22 protein-coding genes and 1 pseudogene are annotated in these 24339 nt (G+C 63.2%); 15 read left to right on the plus strand and 8 right to left on the minus strand.

What is annotated here, in order from left to right; all coding sequences use genetic code 11:
* Positions 1-43 precede the first annotated feature (43 nt).
* Both ACP8ML_RS00165 and ACP8ML_RS00170 read right to left on the minus strand, forming a co-directional pair.
* The gene (locus ACP8ML_RS00165; RefSeq protein WP_063279444.1) at positions 44-778 is read right to left on the minus strand and encodes a hypothetical protein; all 735 of its coding nucleotides are present in this window, start codon (positions 776-778) and stop codon (positions 44-46) included.
* Positions 772-1245 carry a hypothetical protein gene (locus ACP8ML_RS00170; protein WP_270236598.1) on the minus strand — a complete coding sequence of 158 codons (474 nt, stop codon included), beginning with the start codon at positions 1243-1245 and terminating at the stop codon, positions 772-774. The genes ACP8ML_RS00165 and ACP8ML_RS00170 overlap by 7 nt, the downstream gene beginning before the upstream one ends.
* Before the next feature lie 197 nt (positions 1246-1442).
* Here ACP8ML_RS00170 and hisC point away from each other — a divergent pair, with 197 nt between their 5' ends.
* Positions 1443-2507: a histidinol-phosphate transaminase gene (gene hisC, locus ACP8ML_RS00175; RefSeq protein ID WP_117188300.1), complete on the plus strand. Its 1065-nt coding sequence runs from the start codon at positions 1443-1445 to the stop codon at positions 2505-2507.
* 3 nt (positions 2508-2510) lie between these two features.
* Here the strand turns inward: hisC and ACP8ML_RS00180 are convergent, their stop codons facing one another.
* Positions 2511-3389, minus strand: a complete 879-nt coding sequence (locus ACP8ML_RS00180; protein WP_065672933.1) for a patatin-like phospholipase family protein — start codon at positions 3387-3389, stop codon at positions 2511-2513.
* Positions 3390-3440: 51 nt separating this feature from the next.
* Between ACP8ML_RS00180 and ACP8ML_RS00185 the strand changes: the two are divergent.
* The 11 genes and pseudogenes from ACP8ML_RS00185 to ACP8ML_RS00235 all read left to right on the plus strand — a co-directional run bounded on the left by ACP8ML_RS00185 (position 3441) and on the right by ACP8ML_RS00235 (position 13567).
* Positions 3441-4008: pseudogene (locus ACP8ML_RS00185) on the plus strand (GNAT family N-acetyltransferase).
* A 13-nt stretch (positions 4009-4021) separates the two neighbouring features.
* Positions 4022-4678, plus strand: a complete 657-nt coding sequence (locus ACP8ML_RS00190) for a hypothetical protein (protein ID WP_065672934.1) — start codon at positions 4022-4024, stop codon at positions 4676-4678.
* A 443-nt stretch (positions 4679-5121) separates the two neighbouring features.
* Positions 5122-5649 (plus strand): SAF domain-containing protein, encoded by a 528-nt coding sequence (locus tag ACP8ML_RS00195; protein ID WP_256998321.1) that lies wholly within the window; start codon positions 5122-5124, stop codon positions 5647-5649.
* Positions 5649-6467, plus strand: coding sequence for a hypothetical protein (locus ACP8ML_RS00200; RefSeq protein ID WP_065673063.1), 819 nt, complete (start codon positions 5649-5651; stop codon positions 6465-6467). Before ACP8ML_RS00195 ends, ACP8ML_RS00200 begins: the two co-directional genes overlap by 1 nt.
* A 284-nt stretch (positions 6468-6751) precedes the next feature.
* The gene (locus ACP8ML_RS00205; RefSeq protein ID WP_171048518.1) at positions 6752-7948 is read left to right on the plus strand and encodes a TadA family conjugal transfer-associated ATPase; all 1197 of its coding nucleotides are present in this window, start codon (positions 6752-6754) and stop codon (positions 7946-7948) included.
* Positions 7939-8814: a type II secretion system F family protein gene (locus ACP8ML_RS00210; protein ID WP_065672936.1), complete on the plus strand. Its 876-nt coding sequence runs from the start codon at positions 7939-7941 to the stop codon at positions 8812-8814. Before ACP8ML_RS00205 ends, ACP8ML_RS00210 begins: the two co-directional genes overlap by 10 nt.
* Positions 8807-9709, plus strand: coding sequence for a type II secretion system F family protein (locus ACP8ML_RS00215; protein WP_016666631.1), 903 nt, complete (start codon positions 8807-8809; stop codon positions 9707-9709). Before ACP8ML_RS00210 ends, ACP8ML_RS00215 begins: the two co-directional genes overlap by 8 nt.
* A gap of 69 nt (positions 9710-9778) precedes the next feature.
* Positions 9779-9991, plus strand: a complete 213-nt coding sequence (locus tag ACP8ML_RS00220) for a hypothetical protein (protein WP_021108142.1) — start codon at positions 9779-9781, stop codon at positions 9989-9991.
* Positions 9992-10056: 65 nt separating this feature from the next.
* Positions 10057-10365: a TadE/TadG family type IV pilus assembly protein gene (locus tag ACP8ML_RS00225; RefSeq protein WP_023033254.1), complete on the plus strand. Its 309-nt coding sequence runs from the start codon at positions 10057-10059 to the stop codon at positions 10363-10365.
* Positions 10362-10799 (plus strand): TadE/TadG family type IV pilus assembly protein, encoded by a 438-nt coding sequence (locus ACP8ML_RS00230; protein WP_117188296.1) that lies wholly within the window; start codon positions 10362-10364, stop codon positions 10797-10799. The genes ACP8ML_RS00225 and ACP8ML_RS00230 overlap by 4 nt, the downstream gene beginning before the upstream one ends.
* Positions 10796-13567, plus strand: coding sequence for a LysM peptidoglycan-binding domain-containing protein (locus ACP8ML_RS00235; protein ID WP_486702973.1), 2772 nt, complete (start codon positions 10796-10798; stop codon positions 13565-13567). The genes ACP8ML_RS00230 and ACP8ML_RS00235 overlap by 4 nt, the downstream gene beginning before the upstream one ends.
* A 10-nt stretch (positions 13568-13577) precedes the next feature.
* On the opposite strand, the gene ACP8ML_RS00240 is transcribed toward ACP8ML_RS00235, so the two are convergent.
* A complete protein-coding gene (locus tag ACP8ML_RS00240; protein WP_117188292.1) occupies positions 13578-14912 on the minus strand; it encodes an MFS transporter in 1335 nt (444 codons plus the stop codon).
* Between the two features lie 356 nt (positions 14913-15268).
* On the opposite strand from ACP8ML_RS00240, the gene ACP8ML_RS00245 reads away from it, so the two are divergent.
* The 3 genes from ACP8ML_RS00245 to ACP8ML_RS00255 all read left to right on the plus strand — a co-directional run bounded on the left by ACP8ML_RS00245 (position 15269) and on the right by ACP8ML_RS00255 (position 19274).
* Complete coding sequence (locus tag ACP8ML_RS00245; RefSeq protein ID WP_065672940.1) at positions 15269-16705, plus strand: APC family permease; 1437 nt, start codon at positions 15269-15271, stop codon at positions 16703-16705.
* Between the two features lie 108 nt (positions 16706-16813).
* Complete coding sequence (locus tag ACP8ML_RS00250; RefSeq protein ID WP_218837187.1) at positions 16814-18523, plus strand: formate--tetrahydrofolate ligase; 1710 nt, start codon at positions 16814-16816, stop codon at positions 18521-18523.
* A gap of 340 nt (positions 18524-18863) precedes the next feature.
* On the plus strand, positions 18864-19274 hold the full coding sequence (locus tag ACP8ML_RS00255) for a hypothetical protein (protein WP_036976383.1): 411 nt from the start codon (positions 18864-18866) through the stop codon (positions 19272-19274).
* A gap of 53 nt (positions 19275-19327) precedes the next feature.
* Here ACP8ML_RS00255 and ACP8ML_RS00260 read toward each other — a convergent pair whose 3' ends face one another.
* From ACP8ML_RS00260 to ACP8ML_RS00275, 4 genes are all read right to left on the minus strand, one after another.
* Complete coding sequence (locus ACP8ML_RS00260) at positions 19328-19849, minus strand: DUF3592 domain-containing protein (RefSeq protein WP_016666640.1); 522 nt, start codon at positions 19847-19849, stop codon at positions 19328-19330.
* A 24-nt stretch (positions 19850-19873) separates the two neighbouring features.
* Entirely contained in the window at positions 19874-20545 is a 672-nt protein-coding gene (locus ACP8ML_RS00265) for a hypothetical protein (RefSeq protein ID WP_486702974.1), read from the minus strand.
* 228 nt (positions 20546-20773) lie between these two features.
* A complete protein-coding gene (locus ACP8ML_RS00270) occupies positions 20774-23251 on the minus strand; it encodes an ABC transporter permease (protein WP_486702975.1) in 2478 nt (825 codons plus the stop codon).
* Complete coding sequence (locus tag ACP8ML_RS00275; protein WP_284950512.1) at positions 23251-24318, minus strand: ABC transporter ATP-binding protein; 1068 nt, start codon at positions 24316-24318, stop codon at positions 23251-23253. The genes ACP8ML_RS00270 and ACP8ML_RS00275 overlap by 1 nt, the downstream gene beginning before the upstream one ends.
* Positions 24319-24339: the final 21 nt, after the last annotated feature.

Raw genomic sequence — 24339 nt, forward strand, 5'->3', positions numbered from 1 at the left:
GCCCAGGAAGTCTCGCCACCGGGGCAGCTCAGCTGTGATGGGTTCACCATGGTCGGATTTTTTGTTTTCCTGGGGTTGCGTGGATGTGTTGTGGTGGTTGGCCTTGGAGGAGGGTGATGAGGTCAAATAGCCAGCCTAGGGCTGCGATGTCGTCAGGCATGTGCCAGGTGAGGGTTTCTTGGTGGGCTTGGGGTGTGTGTCCTAGCCAGGGGTATTCGAAGTCTGGTGGGAACCAGCGGTTGATGGTGTTTTGTGTGAGTTGAGGGTCGAGGTTGGGGTTTGTGGTGGTGGCGTGCCAGGTGTGGGTGAGGTGGGGAGACATCCACCGGCAGATCTCGTTGCTGAGGGTCCCGATCATGTGCATGTGGTCATCGGGGTCTGGGTTGAGGAGGTCCCAGTCGTGGGGGTTGAAATAGACGCATTCGACGTCGATGCTTTGGGGGGTGGATAACCCTATGAGTCGGAGGGCGTCGGCGAGGACGAGCATGATTTTTATGCCGGGTCGTCCGATGATGTGGTGTTCAGGGTGGCAGTCTAGGCGTAGGGTGAGGTATTCGGGTTGGCTGGTGTCGGATACGACTACTCCGATGGGTTCTTCTATGAGGTATTCCCGGTTTTCTAGTGGGGGTGGGCTGAAGTAGCCGTGGGATCGGGCTGATTCCATGAGGATGCGTAGCTCATCGGTGTCGGTGAATGCTCCGATGTCATTGGGTGCGAGGTGGAGCGTGGTGCTGATGGCTACGTTGCCGATGATGCATGAGGGTTGTTCTTTTACCATGGTCGGCAGTTTAATTTCACGTCTTGTGAGTTGGGTCGGTTGGGTGTGTCGATGGCGCCAATAATTTCTACATCGACCTGACCATGATACCATGTAGGTGTGTGGCTGCGACAGGATACTGATCCTGAGGCTCGTCTGCCGCTGCCTCCACCGGCATAGACAGTCACCGGATTCTTCTTGCTAGGAATCTTGTTCACTTGGACCCACTGTGACCCCTTTTTTGCCCACAGGTAAACCGTAACTCGGGCCTTCATTCCGCTGAAGTTGCCATGATCATCTAGCCACCATCCATGGACATTGACACTTCCAGCATGACTGGATGAATAGTGAGGATTGTCTATTTTCGATATGAAGGGAGCGGCTTTGGATGCGACTTTGGCGGAACCCTGTTCGGGTCTCAAGTCACTGTTGCCACTAGCAGTGGGGATGGAGATGTGGTTGGGGGAGGCGGATGCGGTAGCAGGCACTGCTAAGGCAAGCGTCAGTGCCAGCAGGGCTGCAGCGGATTTTTGATACATAAGCAACTTATCTCACCCGCGGGAGTCGGACGAAGGATCGGGGCCAAGTAAAGCGTGGCTGGTCTGTGCCAGATGTGGTAGAGCATCGCGACAGCGATTGTCGTAGGCGTGTGAGAGAGTTCCGACAACATCGATTGGAGGATGACATGGCCAAGGATGTGACCCGACGCGACGTCGTGCGAGGGCTTCCCCTTTACCAGCAGGGCATCATTCCCGGTTCGGACGCTGTGAAGTTGTCGTCCAACGAGAACCCCTTTGGGCCGTTGCCGAGCGTCGTCGAGGCCGTCACTCGGATGCTCGCCGGGTTCAACCGTTACCCGTCGATAAGCGCTGAGGAGGTGCGCTCGGCCATCGCCGAGCACGTCGGCGTCGACATGCGCCAGGTGGCACTCGGGGCCGGGTCGACCGAGGTCGCCAGCCAACTCATGCATGCCTTGGCCAGCACCGGTGACGAGATCATCTTCCCCTGGCGTTCCTTCGAGGCCTACCCGATCCTGACTCAAGTCGCCGGGGCCACTCCGGTCCCAGTGCCGTTGACGGAGGATCTGCGTCACGACCTCGACGCGATGTCCGCCGCGATCACCGACCGCACCCGGCTCATCTTCCTGTGCACCCCCAACAACCCGACCGGGACGGCCCTGCACACCGACGAGGTGGAGGAGTTTCTGGTCAAGGTGCCCGAGGAGGTCGTCGTTGTCATTGATGAGGCTTACTGCCACTTCAACAAGGAGGAAGGTGCCGTCGACGGGATCGGCCTTCTCGAGCACCACCCGAACGTCGTCGTGCTGCGGACCTTCTCCAAGGCCTACGGACTGGCGGGCCTGCGCATTGGTTTCGCCATCTCCAGTCCCGAGATCAGCGAAGACCTGCGTCGCGTCGCCACCCCGTTCACGGTGACTTCTCTCGCTCAGCAAGCTGCGGTCGCGTCGCTGGCCGTCGAGGACCAGCTCGACGAGAGGATCCAGCAGATCATCGCCGAACGCACCAGGGTTTTCGATGCGCTGGTCGAGCAGGGGTGGAGGATCAGCCCCTCCCACGCGAACTTCCTGTGGCTGGCAACAGGGGACGACACCGACCGGATTGACGAGGCTCTGATGTCCCGGGGTGTCTACGCCCGGTGCTGGAGTGGCGAGGGAATTCGCTTGTCGATCGGGTTGCCCGAGGAGAATGATCGAGCGATCGACGCGTTGGCTGCTGCGGTCAGGGGCTGAGTTTCAGATCCCCAGGAAGTCCCGCCATTTCGGTAGCTCGGCGTTGACCTGCGCCATTCCGAGGGCATAGGCCTGACGCAGCTTCGTGACGTCCTTCTCCTTGTTGGTGACTGGCATGACTCGCGGGTAGAAGACGTATGCTTTCCCGTCTGTCTCAAGGTCACGCAGCATCTCCCGGGTGGCGTTGTACTTGGCCGGCCGGGAGATGATGGCTTCGGCGACAGCAGGACGGCGCCGGAAGAGCTTATGGATTGCTCGGGGACGTTTGATCTCGCTCTTCACGTAGTCGCGTGTTCGGGTGCAGACGACGAAGAACCGGTCATAGCCGTCGAGTTGGGCGGCGTCGATCGGGATACCACCCGCGTCACCGATGGCACCGTCGACGTACTCGACGCCGTCAATGGTCACCGGGGGCATGAACCCGGGCATCGTTGAGGACGCCCGTACCCGCACCATGAGGTCATCTAGTGTTGTGATGTCCTTGCGGGTGAACCATTCCGGCTTGCCGTCGCTGGTACGAGTGGCGCCAATACGTAAGGCTTGGCGTGAGGCGCAGAAGGTATCGAAGTCGAACGGGAGGGCCTGGTGGGGCCCGGCGGTGCGCTGGTAGATGTACTCGGCGTGGAAGTATCCACGTCCCGCTAACCAGGTACCGACATTTCCGAATCGCGGGTCCGCGGCGAAGTCAGTGAAGCTCAGGCGAGTTCGTTCGGGATCGCGGGAGATGTAGTTCGCGGTGAGACTGGAGCCAGCGGAGATGCCGGAGACTTGCGGGAACTCCCACCCCAGTGCAAGCAGCTTAACGACGACGGCGCTGGTATAGGCGGCGCGCATGCCACCTCCCTCTAGGACTAGAGCTGTACCGTTAATAGGAGTCGTCATAGGTTCCAGCCTGCCACGTCGAGAGTTGTCAAGGGCAGGCAAAATGGAGACGTGACCCCACCACGCGACATTTCTCCTTGCGACCATCTTGAACAGGGAGGGAAGGTCGGCATCCGCCCCCTCGTCGAGGACGACCTGGAATGGCTGTGGCATTGGAACGTCGAGGTGGTCGCTCCGGAGTGGAAACAGTGGGACGGCCCCTACTTTGGCTCCGACGATGATTGCAGCTTCGCGGAGTTTGCTGAGGAGTGGCGTCTGGGGCTGATGAGCGGTCACCGCGCCGTCGTTACCGTCGGCGGAGACCGTGTCGGATTCGTCTCCCGGTTCGAGGAGCCACCGGCTGGCGGAGGCTGGTGGGAGGTTGGGATCGTCTTGTTTAGACCGACCATCTGGGGGGTATGGCGTGGGGCGTCAAGCCTTGCGTTTGTGGACTGAATCGACCTTCTCGACCACTGATGCTCACGTCGTGACGCTGACGACGTGGAGCGGCAATGGCAGAATGATTCATTGTGCCAATGCTGTGGGATATCGAGAATGTGGCAGGATACCGCAGGCACGATCGTGGCAGGGGAGTCGCTGGGACTCGGTGACGATGGCCTTGCTACGCGATGACTTGTGATGGAGGTGAGTGGATGCGCCTCGGCGTGGTCACGTGCGTGGTGCTGACCTGTGCGCTTGTGTCAGGGTGCAGCGCCCTCGCCCCTCTGACTGAGCCGCAGCCAACCCCGACGGTTTCACGTGAAACCCCGAAGGGTGCCCAGACACAGCCGGCATGGGCTGTTCCAGTGACGAGATCTGGCAAGAAGCTCGGGCACTTTGGTGATGACCGTATTCGCATCGAGGTCGACCAAGCGGGTATAGCGAAATCCCCGGCAGACTCTGTCATGGTGGATCCGCAGGATGGCACTCCGGTAGTGCGCAAGGGATCTCCCATCGTGCTGGTGCGCTACGTCGTGACGAATGTGTCAACGGCGCCCCTCAACCTAGGTTTGGGAACGGTGACAATTTCCGCGCGCTACCCGGACTGGAGTTGGCGTCAGCCGCTGGTGTCGGTGCCGGCTCCGGAGGCTGATGCCACACACAAGGTGGTGACGACTCCCTTTGCCCCCGGAAATGCCCGGCCGCCGTATGTGTTGGGGCCCGGGGAGTCATTCATGGTGGGGGCGAATTATCCCTACGAGACGGCTGAACAACTCGATGTGACGGCCAAAATCGTGGTGTGCGACTCGGCAGGGGCCGTGGATCCGGGGTTGGGATGGACCCTCACCGGTCAGGTGCATTTGACGTGAGACGACGCTCCCGGGAGTGCTGAGTGTGACGGTTCTGTCGGGTGTCGAAGATCCGTGGCAGAGCCTCAGCGAGGAGAGTGGACGAATCCTCGAGGAGCCCGGAAAAACGAATGACACATTTGATCCGGACGCCTTGTGCTGAGTCCACTTGGTGAGAATGTCATTGGGGCGATCATCTCGTGGTGGGCGGTGCGTTGTGCACAGGACTGTCCACAGTAGCTGTGGACAACTGTGGATAACGTTCGTGGGTGATGTGATCTGGAACACCCCCAAAAAAGTTGTCCACAGATGTGCTGTGTGTCTCTTGAGGGGGATCGAGGCGCGCCCATAACTTCACGGCCATGTCCGCGACGACTCCTGCACACATAGCGACGCCGGTACCCCGGCTACGTCGCTCGCCCCGTCTCATCGCCATCGGCGTGCTCTGCGCTTGCCTGGGCGGCCTGGGCGGAGCATTTGCCTGGCACAGCGCGTCCCACACAGACCAGGTCCTCGTCATGACGCGGGCAGTGGGGCAGGGCGAGATCGTCCGCAATACCGATGTCGGTCTGACATCCGTGGCCGTCGACAGGGCGGTGACGACCATCCCGGCATCTCAGCTTGACGAGATAGTCGGCCGCCATGCCCTCGTCGATCTCTCAGCCGGTCAGCTGCTCGGATCCCACTCAGTCGGCGCGCTTCGGGTGGCACCGGGGCGTTCTCGAATTGGGCTGAAGCTGGCTGCCGGACGATTACCCACCGTCTCCCTTCCCGCGGGAGCGCGCGTGACCTTGGTGGAAACCAGCTCTGACAAGGCATCCGAGACCGCATCCCAACTCTCGACCTTCGACGCCGTCGTTGTCGCAGCCCCCAAAGGCACCAACGATCATGGGGGCTGGCTGGTCGACGTCGAGGTGGATTCCGGCAATGCGGCCCGGCTCGCTGACCTGGCCTCGTTGGACCGCATTGCCCTGGTCGAGAGGGGACGATGATGGCGATGCTCCTGCTCGTCAGCCCTGGGGGAGCCCCAGGGCTGACGACGACCGCTCTTGGTTTGGCGTTGAGCTGGCCACGCGACGTCATCCTCATCGATGCTGACCCGTGCCCAGGCCGCGCCATCGAATCAGGATTTCTCGCTGGTCGCATTCCACCGCGGGCCGGGCTGATTGGATTGGCCGCAGCCTGTCGTGACGGTGCTGATCCAGTGCAGGCGATGTGGGAGGAGATCATCCCGCTTCCTCACGATGACGACAACAAGATGGTCGGGCTCATCAGCGGTTACGGGCACCTTGGGCAGGCTTCTCTCATGGGTGCTGCGTGGCCAGGCCTTGTCAGCGCCATGATCGATCTCGGTCGGGCTGGGGTTGACGTCATTGTCGACGGTGGGCGGTTGGGTCCGGAAACCTTACCCGAGAGCCTCATTTCTCGCTCCTCACTCATCGGGATCGTGACGGGATCGCGGCTGCGGCAGCTTGCCGGGCTGTCCATGCGATCCAAGGAGGTCGAGGCCATCTCCTCGGCCACCACCGGAACTGTGGGACTCGTCGTCGTGGGCCCTGGACATCCCTACGGCTCGCGCGAGATCGGACGCCAATTTGGCCTGCCAGTGTTGGGAGAAGTGACTCGTGACGTTCAGGCTGCGGCCGTTCTGTCCGATGGTGATCCAACGGGAAGGAAATGGGCTCGTGGACGGTATGCCACGAGTCTGCGAACCCTGGCTGATGCGATGGAACTCAAGCTCAGTCGCTCCAACGAGACCATCAACGGGCCGCGGGCCGCGACGTCATTGGCCGTGGGGGTGGCGCCATGACGATCAACGAGACCGCTCCGGCGGTGTGCCGATACGCCGATGACACCCCGGCCGGCACCATCGAGAGCAGAGAGGACCTCGCTGGTCTGCTGTCTCGGATGTCCCCATCGGTTACTCCGTCTCCAGCTGCGGCTCCTGGACCCACGCCGAGGCGACTTGAGACGACCGACATTGACTGGAGCACAGTCGTCGCGCTGCGTCGCAAGGCGTCGGAGCGTATCTCCTCGGAACGTGCATCGCATCGAGAGCGCAATGGAATTGATCTCAGCGGCGATGACGTGAGGATGCTCGGCCGGTCGGTTGTGCGTCAGGTGGTTGAATCCCATGCCGAGAAACTGACAGCCGAGGGTCAGGCGTTGTGGAGCACGTCCACCAAGGAGGCCTACGCCAGCGCCGTCGTGGATGCGATCTTCGGGTACGGACGGTTGCAACCGCTCTTCGAGATCCCGGATGCCGAGAACATCGAGATCAACGGCAGTGACCGGGTCTTCATCCAGTACGGGGACGGACGACGTGAACCGGGCCCGCCGGTTGCCGACAGTGATGACGAACTGGTGGAGGCGATCCGCTTCCTGGGGGAGTCCGCAAACCCTCCGCGACCCTTTGACGACGCCCATCCCACCATGACGGTGGCTCTCGGCTCGGAGTACCGCCTGCACGCCATCGGGTTCGGGCTGTCCTACCGACCGTCGGTCGTCATCCGTCACCACACTCTGACGAGGGTGACGATCGACGACCTCGTTGCCAGCGGGATGATGCCCCATCACGTAGGTGTGTTGTTGCGAGCGGGCGTCTTGGCTCGACGATCCATCGTCATTGCAGGAGACCAGGGAGCCGGCAAGACGACCCTGTTGCGCGCCCTCGTCGACGCGATCCCGCCCACTGAGCGGTTCGGAACCCTCGAAACCGATTACGAGTTGCTGACCCACCTCAACCCGGATCGCGACAACATGGTCGCCCTGCAGGCCACCGTCGGGCTGGGGGAGAAGGTGGATGGTCGATCCCTCGGTGAGTTCACGGTTGCTGATCTCATCCCGGAGGCGTTGCGTCAGAACCTGTCGCGCCTGGTCGTCGGCGAGGTGCGTGGCGTCGAGGCAGCTGCCATGTTCGAGGCGATGCAGGCCGGGGCTGGAACCATGAGCACCACCCACTCCCATTCCGCGACCTCGACCATGGACCGTTTGGCTGGACGAGTTGCCATGGGCGGCGTCATGACGATCGACGAGGCCTATCGCCAGATCGCTCACAACATCACCTTCCTCGTCCACGTCACCCTGGTCGATGACACCTGGCGAGGAGGGACCCGGACCCGTCATGTCACGGAAATCCGGCAATTAACCGGGGCACTGGAAAACGGCCGTCCCATCACCCATCTCACCTATGCCGCGCCGACATCCACGAGCCCCGGTGTCTTCCACCCCGATCCTGCCCTTGTCGCCGAACTCTCCCATTACGAGCCGGAGGTGACGAGATGGGCATGAGCACACCGGTCGCGGCATTGCTGGGGGTTCTCCTGGTCGGAGGACTAACGATGATCGTCATCGGGTCAGCCTCCATCCACCAGTTGTCCACAGGGCAATCCACAAGTTTGTGGACAACGGTGGACAACTGGTTCTCCCGATTGCCCCGCCGCAGTCGCGTGCATGGTCTGACTGGTCTGGGTGTCGGTGCCGTCGGTTACCTGGTGACCGGTTGGGCGGTCCTGATTCTCATCGTGCCGATCCTGGCTGTCGTCGTCCCTGCCTTGCTGGCCGATCCGCCCCGGCGCGACCTCGACGTCATGCGCGCCCTGGAACGGTGGGTGCGCCTGGTCAGCGGTTCCGCGTCGACGGGTAAGTCCGTCATCGACGCCATCCGAGCGACGCGGCGTCAGGCCCCGGCGCTCCTAGTGGAACCGCTTACTCGCATGGTGGCGCGGCTAGATTCACGATGGGACACCCGAACTGCCCTCCAAGGCCTTGCTGACGACCTCGACAGCGCGGACGCCGACCAGGTCATTGCCGCGATCATGATGGCTTCAGAACGAGGGGGAACAGGGGCCACCAGCACCCTCGATGCACTGGCGGCATCCCTCCAGGAGCGGATTCGGGCAGCCCGAGGAGTCCAGGCCGAGCGTGCCAAACCGCGAGTGGTCGTCCGCCAGGTCAGCATCATCATCGCCGTCGTGTTGGCTGGTGCTCTTGCTCTGGGACGAGAATACCTAGCCCCCTACCGTACCGGCGTCGGCCAGGTGTTGCTGTGTTGCTACGCCGGGTTGTACCTCGTCGGGCTCGTCGCTCTGTCGCAACGCAGCAAGCCTCGACGCCGCGCCCGGATCCTGTTGAGGCGGGAGGCCGATCATGACTGAGTCCACGCTTGCCCTCGCCGCCATCTGTGGGGCTCTGCTGGCATCCGCACCCATCTTCGTCATCGCTGGAAGGCGCGGTGCTCCCCTGAGGCTGATCGACGCGCTGGCAGGGTTGTCCGCGCCTATCCGGCAGGACGCCGTCGTCGATCCAGCCTCCGAGGATGGACGGCTGGAGAGATGGGGAGCACGCGCTGCGGCACGGTGGCCACGTCTCATCAGTGAGAAGTCTCGTCGAACCCTCGCGCTGCAGGGCCGGACTCCCGGTGACTTGGTCGCCGAGAAGGCTGTCATGGCGGTGGGCGGAATGACGATGCCCGTCCTCGCCCGAGTCGTGACAGCGATATGGGGTGACGCCCTCCCGGTGACTCCTGTCGGACTGGCGGTTGTGCTTGCCATTCTTGGATGGTTCATTCCTGACACCCGGATCAGGTCACGATCCAAGGCAGTCCGTCAGGATGCTGCCGAAGCGGTGCTGGTCTACATCGACCTCGTCACATTGGCGAGGTTGGCAAATCAGTCGGCGCCCCGAGCCCTCGTCGAGGCCGCACAGATGAGTGATCACCCTGTCCTGGCCCGGATTCGCACCACGCTGGAGCGTTCCCGATTGGAGCAGCAGTCGCCGTGGGCTGGCCTGGAGAGTCTGTCCGAGGAACTGGGACTCCCCGAGCTCGCTGAGCTCGTCGAGGTACTTCGCCTCGACGATCAGGGAGCCTCTCTGGCCGGAACTCTGCGAGCACGCGTCAACGAAATGAGGGATGCCCATCTCAGCCGGGAAAAGATCGAGGCTCAGACGACCTCCGAATCCTTGACGATCTGGATGGTCATTCCGGTTCTCGTCCTGGGGTTGGTGCTCATCACTCCGCCGCTTCTGATCATGGCTGGGGTGGCGTCATGACCATGCCTCGCACCCTCGACACCCCAACCTGCAACGGGGCCAGTGACGTCACCGGAAAGGCCGGTGCGAATGACCAAGGAGGTCGCCATGAAACATGTCAACACCGTCGCGTCCCTTGTCCTGCCGATGATGGCGGGCATCCCGCCGGTCGTCGAGAAGCACGACGAGAGGGGACTCAGCCAATCAACCGAGAACGCCATCCTGCTGGTGGGGGCCGTGTCCATCGCAACGGTGGTCGTCACCGTGATCAAGGGGTACGTGACGTCGAACCTGCCGAAGTGAGGTCAAGGCAGGCGTCTCGACGAGGCCGGGAGCGTGGGGTTTCCGAATCTCTCCAGTGGTCGCTGGTGTGGCCGGTGGTCCTGCTCGTGGTGGTCGGGGTCGTCCAGACCTCGGTGGTGCTGCAGGCTCGGGCCACAGCCACCGAGGCGGCCCGGGCGGCAGTCAGGGTACAAGCCTTGCGTGGTTCCCATGCTGGTGATGCCGAAGCCGTCGCTCGGGACGTGGCCCAGACCTCCAAACTGGCCAATGTCACGGTACGGGTGTCGACCACTGGCTCCCTGGTACGCGTTGATCTCGAGGGCAAGGCAGCGACCCTGTTTGGTGCTGTCATCCCCGTCGAAGGTCACGCCGTTGCCGTTGAGGAGGGGACATGACTCGGCATAGTCAATTTCGGGGATATCAGCGTGGTGCAGTCGCCGTCGAGGCTGCGCTCATCCTGCCCAGTCTCCTCATGATCGCCGCAATGACGACAGGGGGTTGGCGGCTGTCCGAGGTACGGGCCGATGCCCAGTCGGCTGCCGAGGTAGCCGCTCGCGCGGGATCGGTCGCCTCGACGGTTGGTGAAGGCCATGCGGTAGGCCAGCGAGTCGCCATGACCGAACTTGCCGGAAGCAGGTGCAGCGATCCTGCGATCAGCATCGACTCATCGGCCCTTGCCCTGCCAGTGGGGTCCACGGGAGTCACCTCCGCCCGGGTGAGGTGCACTGTCAGGCTCTCCGACCTTCTCGTTCCGGGAATGCCGGGCGCCCTCCACGTCGAGTCGACGGCACATTCCACCGTCGACAGTCATCGGGAGCGACACGTATGAATGACGCATCTCTCCGCGCCCGAATGCGCGGTCTCGCGGCCTTCGTGGCCCTCATCATCCTTGTCCTCGGTTCCCCAGCTGCCCTGGTGGCATGGGGACGTCTCGACGCCACCACCTTGTTGCGTCCGTCAGGCTGGCTCACCCCTGATGACGGGACGATCCTTCTTGGAATTGCCACCGTCGTCGGCTGGCTGGCGTGGGCGGTCTTCACGGTCTGTGTGGTCTCGGAGATCGTCGGACTGGCGACCAGTCAGCGTCGCCACATCAAGCTTCCAGGGCTGGGCACAGTTCAGAGCATCGCTGCCGGACTACTCGTGGCGAGCCTGACAGTCCTGTCCCCTCTGACGCGCTCGGCCGCTCCTCCCACCCCGGCGCCGATCGTGGCGACGGCTGCCGCGACGCCGCAGCCTGCAGACGAGGTGCAGGCGAGTGCTGAGGTTGAGCCTGCCCCTGACGAGGATGTCATGACGGTCACCGTCGGCCCCCATGACGACCTGTGGGCGATAGCTGAAACCTGGTACGGAGACGGCACCTCATGGCGACGTATCGCGGCCGCCAATCCCGGGATCGACGTCGACCACCTGGCCGTCGGTCAGGAACTCGCTCTTCCCGGGGCCACCATGACCATCCCCAATGGGCATACCGGTGCTGGCCATCCCCTCGACGCGGACCAGCTCGATCGGCTCACCCCGTCCGTTGACGACCATGACGTCCGAACTGTCACCGTTCAGGAAGGGGACACCCTCAGCGGGCTCGCACGCACCTGGCTCGGTGATGCCGAAGCCTGGCCGTCCCTCTGGCATCTCAATGCGGGAATCGTCACGGACCCTGACCACATCGAGCCCGGCTGGGAGCTCGTCGTGCCTGCCCCGGAATCTGAACAGGCCGCGTCGACGTCAGTGGCCGACATGGACGAAGCTGCCATGACCGAGCCGGAGAAGGCTCTCCCCGGCCACGACGACGAGGCGTCCGGTGCAGATATCGCTCAGAGCGCGCTGCAGCCAGATGCGCCTCCCTCAGATGTCCCGACTCCTCGATCCGAGGAAGCGGTGGCTGCCGCCGGGGTAGGTCAGGACCCTGCCGAGATCCTCCGTACCGGGTTGGCGGGCTTGAGCCTGTTCCTGGCCGGTGGGGTGGCCGGCACAATCGCTGCTCGACGGCGGCAGCAGCTCTTCACCCGCCCGCTGGGCCGACGAATTCCTACCGTGTCGGGACCGCCGCGTCGCGCCAAGAGAATGCTCGACACCGCGGCCGATCACGGGGACGAAGCAACGTCACGCGGTGACGACGCCGTCAGTACGGACCCTGTCAGTGCCGACACCCTGACGCCCACGACCGTCGTCCTGGGAACCACTGACCCGCACACCCCAGTCGTGCTGGACCTCGCCGATACCGGCGGTCTCCTGGGTATTGACGCCACTGCCGAGTTGGCCTCCGCGGTGGTGGCATCGATCAGTCTGTCCCTTGTCGCGGCGCCATGGTCCGGCGGAATCGACATCGTCGCCGTCGGTGACGACCTCGCGTGGTTGTCACGGGCCGGAAGTGACGATGTGCAGTGTGCTGACGCCGAGGAAATCGTCGAGGGGCTGGCAGATCATCCTGACGGTCCCAGTAGTCAGCACCCATCGATCACCAGGGTCGTGTTGTCCTCTCAGCCCCTCGACCTTCCGAACCCGTCATCCGTGGTCGAGGCGGGAATCGTCGTCGTCATGCCAAGCACATGTGGCCGGAGGGTCATCGTCACCGGCCCCGATCATGCCGAGCTGGACGGTCAGGCTTTCACACCCCAGATCGTCACCGCACCGATGCGCCGTGCCGTCGTCGAGCTGCTCGAAACCACTGCTCGAACTGATACCGAGCCTGCCCCCTGGTGGGAGCCACGGCGAGGGGAGGAGACGTCCAGCCCTCCGACGATGGTGGCCAAGACCTGCGCAGTACTGCCGCCCAGTGATGCCCATACGACCGTCGAGGAGGAACACGTGCTCACGCCAACTGCACTGAGTGATGTCGCTCAGTTGCCCGTCCCCGTCGGCGCAGTATCCTCTCCTGTCCTGCGCCTCCTTGGCCCGGTCGACCTCGTGGGAGCTCGCGGGAATCCGCCGACCAAGGCTCGGCGGCAATGCCTTGAGTACTGCGCCTGGTTGCTGTGCCATCCTGGCGCGCGATCGGTGCAGATGGCTGACGCCCTCATGGTTGCCGAGCCGACCCGACGGTCCAACGTCTCCCGACTGCGGCGATGGCTGGGCGCCGATGATAACGGTCGGGCCTACCTGCCCGAAGGGTATGACGGTTCCCTGCGTCTGGCAGATGTCGTCAGTAGCGACTGGGAACGGCTTGAACTGCTTGTCGCGGGAGGGGTCTCGACGGCCCCGCTGGCCAATCTCGTCTCGGCCATGGACCTCGTTCGTGGTGCCCCGTTGGCTGACGCCGCTCCCGGTCAGTGGCACTGGGCCGAGGAATGGCGCATCGACATGATTCAGATGATCCGTGACATCGGGGTCGAGGTGGCCCGTCGAGCCATGGAGAACCGCGACTTTGAGCTGGCATCCAGGGCCTTGGCGCGTGCCACCGTCGCCTGCCCTGAGGACGAAGTACTGTTGGTGGCGCGCATCAAACTCGCTGACGAACTCGACGATCGTGGCGAGGTTGAACGGTTGGTCTACGTGCTGTCGCGGCAGGCTCGCCGTCTTGGCGTCGACCTGTCGGAGGAGACGATTTCGGTCCTCCAGGAGGTGATGGAAGGCCACGTGCGGGCCCGGGTGGTGTGAGCGTCACTCCTCAACTGCCGGTGGGAAGACCTCCCATGGCGCTGCCCTTGTCGAAGACATCGTCACCCTGTGCGCGGGTGGCCAGGATGAAGATTCCGGCCACCACGAGGTAGGAGAGTGCCAGACCAATCATGTGCGGGCCAGACAGTCCGTGCACCGGAAGCACGAGGGCCGCCAGGGCGGAGCCTCCCACGAACAATGCGTTGTAGACCATGTCGTAGGCGATGAAGACTCGGCCCTTGTAACCATCAGAAACATGGGCCTGACAGATGGTGTCGACCCCGGCTTTCAGGGACTGGGCGAAAAGGCCGATGAGGAAGCCGGCGACCAGCAGACCCCAGCGGTTCGGGATGGCCCCTGGGAAGGCCTGAATGACGGCGGTGCCGACCAGCAGGCTGATGAGGGCTTTCCTCATGCCCAGCCCGTGTACCAGCATCGGCATGAATCCGGCCGACAGCACGAAGCCAGCCCCCATCGCCATCGCCCAGATCGTCATGTCAGCCATGGCCCCGTTGATGTCGGACTGCACGTGGAAACGGTTGCGATAACCCAGGATCATGGCCACCGAATAGACGCCGAAGAGTGCTCGCTGGGCGCCGATGAGAGTGAGGGAATTGCCCACCAGGGGCACCTTTCCCAGGTAACGGAAACCGTCGACGACATCCTCGGCGACAGCACGCAGCGTTTGGGAGCGGTCCAGCAGTGGTGGCCCGAGTTCTCGGCGCGAGAACTGAAGACCAAGTGCCACAGAAATCGCGAAGAGTACCGCAGAGATGCAGAAGATGATCGTGTCGGCATGGTGAACCGGCATGTAGTGTCCAGCAATCATTCGAACGGCGGCCGCGACGACGGCACCAATCATGAGTCCCAGGGGGCCAATCGTCGGCATGATCGAGGAAGCCGTCAGGTAGTCGCGTTTGTCGATGGTGTACTCCAGCCCCGCCACCAACGCCGTGAGAAGGAAGCGGTTGAGGCTCATTGCGATGAGCAATCCGACGAGCAGGGCCAGGTGAGAGGGTCTGTCGCGTGCGCCGTCCCAGACCAGGATCCCCAGCCCGATCGCGATGAGGCAGCGCAGGCCGTCGGTGTAGACGAGGATTCGCTGACGTGACCAACGGTCGAGAACGACAGAGATGAAGGGCCCGATGATGCTGAACGGCAACAAGGTGATGGCCAGCACCATCGTGATCGACCACGCGTCAGGCTGCTGCTCGGGAGAGAGCAGCACGTGGGAGGCCATTCCCACCTGCAGGGTGCCGTCGGCCGCCTGTGTCGCTACGCGGACTCCGAGAATCCTTCGAAAATCGTGGCGTCGCCACAGGTGGCGCAGGTTCTGCCAGAACACATGGTCTCCTTCGGGGCCGGCCTGCCTCGATCCTAGAGGGTTGTGGGAAGGGGATCCTGGGCGGATCCGTCGCTGGTTGCGCGCGCATGGCCGGTGGGGGACAGCCTGAAAAGGCCCTTGAACGCCATTTCATGAGGAGTTCAACAACAGGGGTGTGGACTTGGGAAGGTAGAGCGGCTAGCTTCTAACCACCCGTATCGGTCGGCGTTGGATCGACGTCGGGGCTGTGCTCACCGCATGCGCAGCTGCCCCACGGATGACTGATCGTTCTGCCCGAAACTATATATATCGTTCATGTAGCATAATTAATGCCCTGCAATGCAATGCGGCGTTGGGCTGACAATGAAGGAGTTGCCATGGCTGAACTCAAGAAGGGCCTAGGATTCTTCCAGCTCCTTGCCCTCGGGGTGGCCGGATTGATCGGCTCGAGTTGGATTTACACGAACTCGAAATTTTTCGACAAGTACGGTGCTGGAGGCATGATTTTCGGCATGCTCCTCGGAGGCTTGCTGGCATCCTGTGTGGCTCTGGCTTATAGCGAGCTGACAACGCTGTTTCCCAGAGCTGGGGGCGAAGTCGTCTATTCCTACGTCGGCCTCGGTAGAAGGGCATCCTTTGCCACTGGTTGGCTCCTCACTGGCGCTTATCTTTCATCCACTGCTTTTTATGTGACAGCTTTTGGGTATCTTTTGGAAAAGATTTGGCCGAATTTGGGATCCGTGTCCCTGTATTCAGTCAACAGGGAGTCAGTCGATATGACTGTATTGATAATCGGCGTCGTCCTGACCCTGATCATTGCGGCAATGAACTGGTTCGGAGTGAGCCTTTCCGGTCAGATCCAGACCGTTCTCTTCGTCGCTATGGTCGTCATCGGACTCGCCCTGGTCGTCACGGCGCTCGTCACTGGCAGCCCCAGCAACTTCATCCCGCCCTACCGGGCCGACGCCAATGCCCTCGGCGACACCCTCCGCTTCGTCGTGCCCGGTATGACCTACATGGCAGGCTTCGGGCTGGTGGCAGCACTGGCCGAGGACGCCGACATCCCTGCCCGCAAGATCGGTCGCATCACCGTCCTCACCGTCCTGACGGCCACCTTGTTCTACTGCTTGGTGCTGGCCTCCTCGGCCTGGATCCTTCCCTGGCAGGACGTCGCCAAGATGCACCTGGGCACCATCGATGCCTACACCACTGCCGGCTTCCCGATCCTCGGCTGGGGAGCCTGGATCATTGCCATCTGTGGTCTGTTGACGAGTTTCCTCGGTCTGTTCATGGCGATCTCCCGCATCGTCGTCGCGATGGCGAGGGCCAGGCTCCTCCCGGAGGGCCTCGCCGCAGTGGACGAGGAGAGTGGCGCCCCCCGCAGGGCCATTCTGCTCACCACTGTCATGACCTTGCTGCTGGGAGCCCTAGGCCCGGGCGCCATGCTGTGGTTCCTCGACACCGGTGGCATCTACCTCGGACTGGTGTGGATCATCGTCGTCATCACCCTGTCCACCCTTCCGAAGAAGTACCCCCACCTGCGCTCCAAGTACCATGCCGGATGGCTGCCATGGGTGGGAGCTGTCGGCGCCCTCGTCACGGTCGTCATGGCGATCTGGCCGGGAACGAACACCTCGCTGGTGTGGCCTGGTGAGTACCTCGTCCTGCTCGTCTGGGCCGTCATCGGTTTCATCCTGTGGCGGCTGGCCAAGCCCATGGGGGAGGACGAGGCCCTCGGCAGCTTGCTCGGTTCCTACGCCGATGACCTCAAGGAAAACCTGGGTGAGGTGGAGCAGACCCGGGCCAGGAGCTGACGATTCGTCGAGCGCTCCTGGCTCATGACGTCGCGCTCATGGGGCGGGAGACGGCGTGGTTGCAATGTTGCTGTCCGTAAAGGTGTGCAAAGGGCCTGACAACGCGCCATGATTGGGGCCATGACGATGAAGTCGGATCTGGAAATTGCTCGTGAGGCCCACCTTGACCCCATCGAAAAGGTGGCAGCTCGGGCTGGCATTGAGGAAAGGTGCATCGAGCCCTACGGGCGCGATGTCGCCAAGGTCGATCTCGAGGTCATCAAGCAGAACAGGGATCGTCCGCGTGGCAAATACGTCGTCGTCACGGCCATCACCCCCACACCCCTTGGCGAAGGCAAGACGACCACAGCAGTCGGTCTGGCTCAAGGACTGGAGAAGATCGGCAAGCGCAGCGTGCTCGCTCTGCGTCAACCCTCCATGGGCCCGACCTTCGGCATCAAGGGCGGTGCCGCTGGCGCCGGGTATTCCCAAGTGCTGCCGATGGAGAAGCTCAACCTGCACCTGACCGGTGACTTCCACGCTATTGGTGCGGCCCACAACCTGTTGGCCGCCATGATCGACAACCATCTGCACCACGGAAATGAGCTCGACATCGAGCCTCACTCCATCTCATGGCGTCGCGTCGTCGACATCAACGACCGTGCCCTTCGCAACACCATCGTCGGCCTTGGATCGCGAATTGACGGCATCCCCCGTCAGAGCGGATTCGACATCACTGCGGCCAGCGAGGTGGGCGTCATCCTGGCCCTGGCCACCTCACTCTCAGACCTGCGCGCCCGGCTTGGACGTATCGTCATCGGCTACAACCGCTCCAAGGAGCCAGTCACCGCGGAGGACCTGCATGCCGCCGGGTCGATGGCGGTCATCCTCAAGGACGCCATCAAGCCGAACCTGCTGCAGACCACCGAGAACAGCCCAGTGCTCGTCCACGCCGGCCCCTTCGGCAACATCGCCACGGGCAACTCGTCGGTCATCGCCGACCGCGTCGGCATCGGCTGCGGCGACTACCTGCTGACGGAGGCCGGATTCGGCGCCGACATGGGCGCCGAGCGGTTCTTCAACATCAAGTGCCGCCTCGGTGGTATGCGCCCCGACGCCGCCGTCCTCGTCGTCACCGTGCGTGCCCTCAAGACCCATGCCGGTCGCTACAAGGTCGTTCCTGGAAAGCCCCTGCCCCCGGCGATGCTTGAGGACAATCCTGACGACGTCCTTGCCGGTGCCGCCAACCTGCGCAAGCACATCGAGATCGTCAGAGACTTCGGCGTCTCCCCGGTGGTGGCCCTCAACGTCTTCCCGAGCGACCATCCCGACGAGATCGACGCCGTCCGTAAGGTGGCAGAGGTGGCCGGTGCTCACTTCGCCGCCTCGACCCATGTCGTCGACGGTGGCGACGGCGCCGTCGATCTGGCTCGTGCGGTCGTTGCGGCGTGCGACCAGAACACCGACTTCCGCTACACCTACGATCTCGAGGACTCCCTGGTCGACAAGCTCACCAAGGTGTCCACCAAGGTCTACGGAGCTGACGGGGTCGACATCGCTCCGGCCGCGGCCAAGGAGCTCGCCCACTTCGAGGATCTCGGCTACGGGAACTTCCCGGTCGTCATCGCCAAGACCCACCTGTCCCTGTCCCACGACCCCTCCCTCAAGGGGGCCCCGACCGGATGGCGTCTGCCTGTCCGCGAGGTGAGGGCCGCTGTGGGTGCCGGGTACATCTACGCGATCTGTGGTGACATGCGCACCATGCCGGGCCTGGGACGTCACCCAGCGGCCGAGCGCATCGACATCGATGACAGCGGGGAGATCATCGGACTGTTCTGATCGAGTGGGATCGGCGGGGCTGCGGATATCATTCCCCGCCCCGCTTCTGTCGTGGTCCTTGTCCTGGGGACGATTCAGCGTCCTTCGACACCGTCATCGATGTAATCCTCGTCACTGGCCGTCCCGGTATGGTCGCGTAACCACACGAGATCGTCGTCCTGGCAAGCCGGAGCGCTGTGGCCTTGGCGGGAGTATGCAGGTACCCGTCGTGAAGTTCGATCTCGTCAAATCCGATGCGATTGCGCTCGGGCCAGTAGTGCATCTTTCCGATGGCGTCGGTACGCTGTTCGATCACTCTTGTGACGCGTTCACGCCGCCCAAGGCATGCACCATCTCCGAGGTGCCGTACCCTCGATCCGTGACCAGCAAACGCGCCGAGGACGCCAGACTCCGCATCGAACTCGAGGAGAGGGCGCGGCGTCAGGAGGCTGCTCAGGCTCAGCGACTCATCGACGACTTCCTTGCGGCGGCCCGGGCCAAGGGCATGACACCCGAGCCGTTGCGGGCCCAGCTCATGGATGGCCACGAGGCGCGGACGGACAGACGAGGTTGGTACCTCAACGCCAAGCATTCCCTGGCCATCGGCGAACACGGCGAGTACTACCAGCTCGTCGTCCCGGGTGGCTTCATGGAGCGGATGCGCGGGGTCAAGCTGGAGCCCTCTTCACCGCCAATGCACATTGGTCGCGGCGGACGTGACGGTGAGACCGGCGATCTCAAGGAGTTTCTGGGCTGGCTGCTGGCCGATTGAGCTGTTCTGGTGGACGAGAGGCCGTCGCTGCTGCGACTCCCCCGGAATTACGGTCACCCTTCGACGGCGGCTGGTGTCTGTCGGTGTGACGTGGTGCGACGCCGGCGTTGGGACCTGAGAGAGTCACGCCAGAACCAGGCCGCCATGAGGACAGCACAGGCCAGGAATCCCCACGGGACGAGGCGCAGGCCGAGGATGGTGTGATCACGCACGGCGACAATGGCATCCTCGGGATGTCCTGGGGTGGACCGGATGACCAGATCGACCTGCTGCCCGACCTGGTACTTCTTGACGTTGCGATACGGATTCGACGGCACGGTGTCGGTGACACCGTCATAGGTGTACTTGATGATGGCGACGTTGCCGCCCTCGGTGTGCATGAGATACCTGGTGGCTCCGGTATTGACGGGGTCGTGCAGGTACACGGCTGTGACGGTTCCCTGGATGACCTGACTGTTGCGAATGAAATCGTCACTGCGTTCGGCCAGCACTAGGTACAGGCAGCCCACCGTGGTCAGGTAGATGACCCCCAGCAGGGCCATGACACGCTTGAACTTCGTCACGGCGAACAGCATACGTCGCAGGCATGACAATCCTGTTCATGACGCGATTAGCAACTCGTCACGGCGCTTCCTCATGGCTCGACTCGCCCGAGAGCACCGGGCACGCACTGCCTCAGGACTCATCCCGTGGCGTCGCGCTGCGGATGCGGAATCCAGGGCATCCACCCACACGCTGCGCAGGACCGGCGCGCTGACTGAGGTGATGATTCCCAATTCCTCGGCGGCGGTGAGCAGTTCCGAGGCGACCTGGCCGGGGTTGTCCGGCATCTCAGGCGCACTCATGTCCACGACCTCGACCGGGGTTTCCCTGCTCGTCGCGCGTAGCCTCGCCGAGACGACGTGCAGACAGTCCAAGGCCAGATTCGTGCACACCTTGTGGTTGCGCGTCAGTGGGAAATTGACGATGACCAGCCACGCCTGACCGACGTAATCGTCCAGACATGTCCGCCGATTCCTGCTTGCCATGACAACGAGGGCTGGCAGGATCGCCTGGATCAGCGCCATCCCGGCGAATTCCGATGTCTGGCCAGCGCCACTGCGAGCGGCGATGAGGGCCCGGATGGCAGCCACGTCGTCGGTACGTAGCGTCCGGGGCAGGTCCTCGGGCTCACACCCGGCGCAGAGGAGATTGGCACGCCATTCGGCGCGGGGATGGGCGCACATCTCGGCCCAGTGGGAGTCCAGACGGCGGTGGATCATCATTGTCATGGCAGCACCTCTCGGGATCGGCGATGCCCCAAGTCCATCGGCGGGACGTTGCCCACGGTGTTGCCTGCCGGGGTCAGGGTGTTGCCCATGTGACGCTCAGTGTTGTCCGTCTTCACGGGAGTGTTGTCCGGTGGCCGTCACGACAAGACTCCCCACCAAGAGGACCGGCCGTGCCCCGAAGGACACGGCCGGTCGTCATCACGCAGATAGATCGGGCGGTGGAAACCCTCACTCGTCTGCCAACGCCTCAGTGGGGGCAGCCATGGCGGCGCGTCGGCCCGGGAGGACCGAGGCGAGGCAAGCCGCCGCCAAGCAGATTGCGATGAGACCGAGGGTCCAGGGCCAGTCGATCGAGAAGTGCACCGGAATCGTGTCCGAGGCCACCCGGAATATAGACCGGATGCCCAGCCAGGCGAAGTAGAACCCTGCCACCATTCCGACGATGACACCGACCATACCGACCTGGATCGACTCGTAGAGCAGCATCAGCCGTAGTCCGCGCCGTTGCATGCCCATGGCCCGCAGCAGTGCCGACTCGCGCCGTCGTTCCAGTACCGACAGGCTCAAGGTATTGGCCACACCGATGAGGGCGATGAGCACGGCAACACCCAGCAGAGCCGTCATGACGATGAGCAGGGCCTTGAGGATCAGCTCGACGATGCCGCCGATGAGGGCACCGCCGCCAACATCCATGTGCTGCGAATCGATGTTCGTCGACGAGGAGATCATCACCGTCAACACCGAGGCCAGATTGCTCCGGTCCTCGAGGTGGACCCAGGCAGCCTGGTCGCCCACGGAAGGAACGATCTTATTCATGTCCTTTTCGGTGACCAGGATGTCGTTGTAGGGGAGTCCGTTGACCTCCTTGACCTTGAGAGACACCTTTCCCTTGGAAGACGAGAAGTCCATCGTCTTCGGTGAGTTGCCCATAGAGGACATCAGCGCGACCCCAGGTTTCATCTCCTTGGCAATCGAGGGCGCGACCTTGGCAATCTTGTCCTTGTCGGCGGAAACGATGTGGGTCTGAGGTGACACGTCCGTCTCGACGAACCCGCCCTTGAGGATGACGGAGTCCTTGACGTTCGGGAGGTTCTGCACCGACTTGATGGCCGACGGGTCGAGGGTTCCCACCTTGGGCTCGTCGCTGTTGGGGTCATGGCTGGGACTGTTCGTGAAGGTGATGTCGATCGGATAGTGCTCGTCGATCTGGTCCATGACCGTCGTCCGCGTCGTGGAGATGCCGACCTGCAGGGTCACCGACAGTCCGATGGCCAGCATGAGGGCCACCGCCGTCAGAGAGGTACGGGTCGGGTTGCGGGTGGCATTGGAGGTCGAAAGTCGAGCTGTCGGCCCCAGCGGGCGCAACAGGAATCCGAACCCCCTGATGAGCCACGGCACATACAACGGTGTGGCGATGAGGAAGGCCAGCGACAGGCAGGCCGCCGACAGGAGGGCCCAGCCGATGATTCCGTTGCCGTGCCCGGTGATCGCCACCACGGAGGTGATGACTCCGATCACTGTGAGCAGGGAACAGATGATGATCCGTGCCAGTCCGACCCGGCGCTTCTGCTCCACCGTCGGAACCGGGCGCAGCGCCTCCAGAGGTGCCACGCGAGTGGCTCGAAGCGCCGGCAGGAAGGCGGCCAGAACCGTGATGACGATGCCAATGAAGAACTCAATGACGATGTCCTTCCAAGGCCATTCCAGCCCGAAGGCCAAGGCGCCCGTGTAGGCAGTGCCAGCGACCGTCAGCAGGATTCCGAGCACGACCCCCAGGGCCGATCCGATGACACCCAGCAGGATCGCCTCGCCGAGAACTCGCTTCCTCACCTGACCGCTCGACGCTCCGACAGCCCGCATGAGACCGATCTGACGGCGTCGCTGGGCCAACAGGATGAGGAAGGTCGTCGTGATGATGATCGCACCCACCAGCAGGGCAATGGCTCCGAAAACCATCAGCAGGTACTTGGTGACGTCGAATCCCTGAGCCAGGTCAGTGACGGTCTTCTTCTGATGATCGGTCGCGGTCTCGATCGTCGAGCCGTACTCCTCGCCGGTGTTGAACTTGGGGGCACCCTTGACGGTGGGCAGGGTCTTCTCAAGGTTGGTGACGAGTTGCTGTGGAGTCGTCCCGTCCTTGGCCTTGACGATCCAGGTGTCAAAGAATTGGCTGACGTCCTCGCTGCTGTAGGCCGGAGCGGTCTGCAGGGCGTCCGCGTCGTCGGTGATTCCCACCACCTTGATGTTCTTACCGGTGATGTCGACGGTGTCCCCGACACTGACGTGCAGATTCTCGGCTGCCGCCTTGGACAGCGCGATCTGACCGGGTCCTGATGGCCAGTTGCCCGAGGTCACCGAGGACCAACGGAACGGTTCTGCCGGCGTCTTGTGGACATCAATCATCGTGGAGTCCTGGCCATGAGAGGCGGCCATGGTGGTGGACTGGACGATGTCGACGGTCCGGACGCCGGGAGTGTCGCGAATCCCCTGAGTGATGTCCTTGGGATTGGTCTCGGTGTCGGCGCTGTAGACGACGGCGTCAGCCTTCGAGGTGGCAACCGCCTGCTCCTTGCCCAAGGCCACTCCCTGGGTTCGTACGAACATCGAGATGCCGACGAGGAACCCGACGGACACCGCGATGGCAGTGAGGGTTGCGGCCATCCTGCCTGGATGCTGCCGCAGCTCCCTGAGAGCTTCGGTGAACATCAGCCCTCCAACCCGGCCATCGCCTCGCTGACCGCTTCAGCGGTGGGGGAGGGGAGGTCGTCGACGATACGGCCGTCCAGCAGCATGAGGGCGCGGTCGGCATAGGAAGCAGCCTTGGCGTCGTGAGTGACCATGATGATCGTCTGACCCAGGTCGTCGACACAGTGGCGCAGGTAGCTCAGCAGGTTCGTTCCCGACTTGGAGTCCAGGGCGCCGGTGGGCTCGTCAGCGAAGACGACATGCGGCTTGGTGATCATGGCGCGGGCACAGGCGACGCGTTGTTGCTGACCACCCGACAGCTCCGAGGGACGGTGCTTGAGGCGATCAGCGATGCCCAGACCGGTGATGAGCTGATCCCACAGGGCCTTGTCAGGCTTACGCCCGGCCAGGTCGAGGGGGAGCAGGATGTTCTCCTCAGAGGTGAGCATTGGCAGCAGGTTGAACGACTGGAAGATGAAGCCGACATTGTCGCGGCGCAGGGTCGTCAATTTGGGGTCCGGAAGGCCCGAGATCTCCTGGCCAGCCAGGAACACTCGACCGGAGGTGATCCGGTCCAGGCCGGCGAGGCAGTGCATGAGGGTTGACTTGCCGGATCCGGACGGGCCCATGATCGCGGTGAAGGTGCCGCGGGTGAAGCGAACGTTGATGGAATCCAGGGCGGTGACCCGGGTCTCCCCGTCCCCATAGACCTTGGTGAGGTCGATACCAGCGGCAGCGTCCGTCTCGAGGGGGGTGTCCAGCAGTCCAGGAGCCAGATCGCCGGAACGGGCTGAGCTGGTGGCGCGGGAAGGCTGGGCGGACTCAGCCCGTTCCGGGAAGGATCCGCCGGCGTGAGCCGGTTGAGGATCAGGCGATTGTGGTCGTACCCACGGCTGACTCAGCTGCTGGTCCTGCTCCCCGCCGCGCTGGGGTGAGGGCTTGGCCCACGCCGATGGGGAACCCTGCTCAGAGGGGACACCGTGTCGCGGGGACCCGGGGGATCCCGGCTCGCCGGGGGCTGCGTGGCTCGGCTGCCAGGGCTCGTCAGATTCGTAAGATCGGTTGTGGTCGCTCATGATGCCTTTCATGGTTCCCGAAGGGGGCATCGA

The sequence above is a fragment of the Cutibacterium sp. LaCa_255 genome (assembly GCF_057458005.1).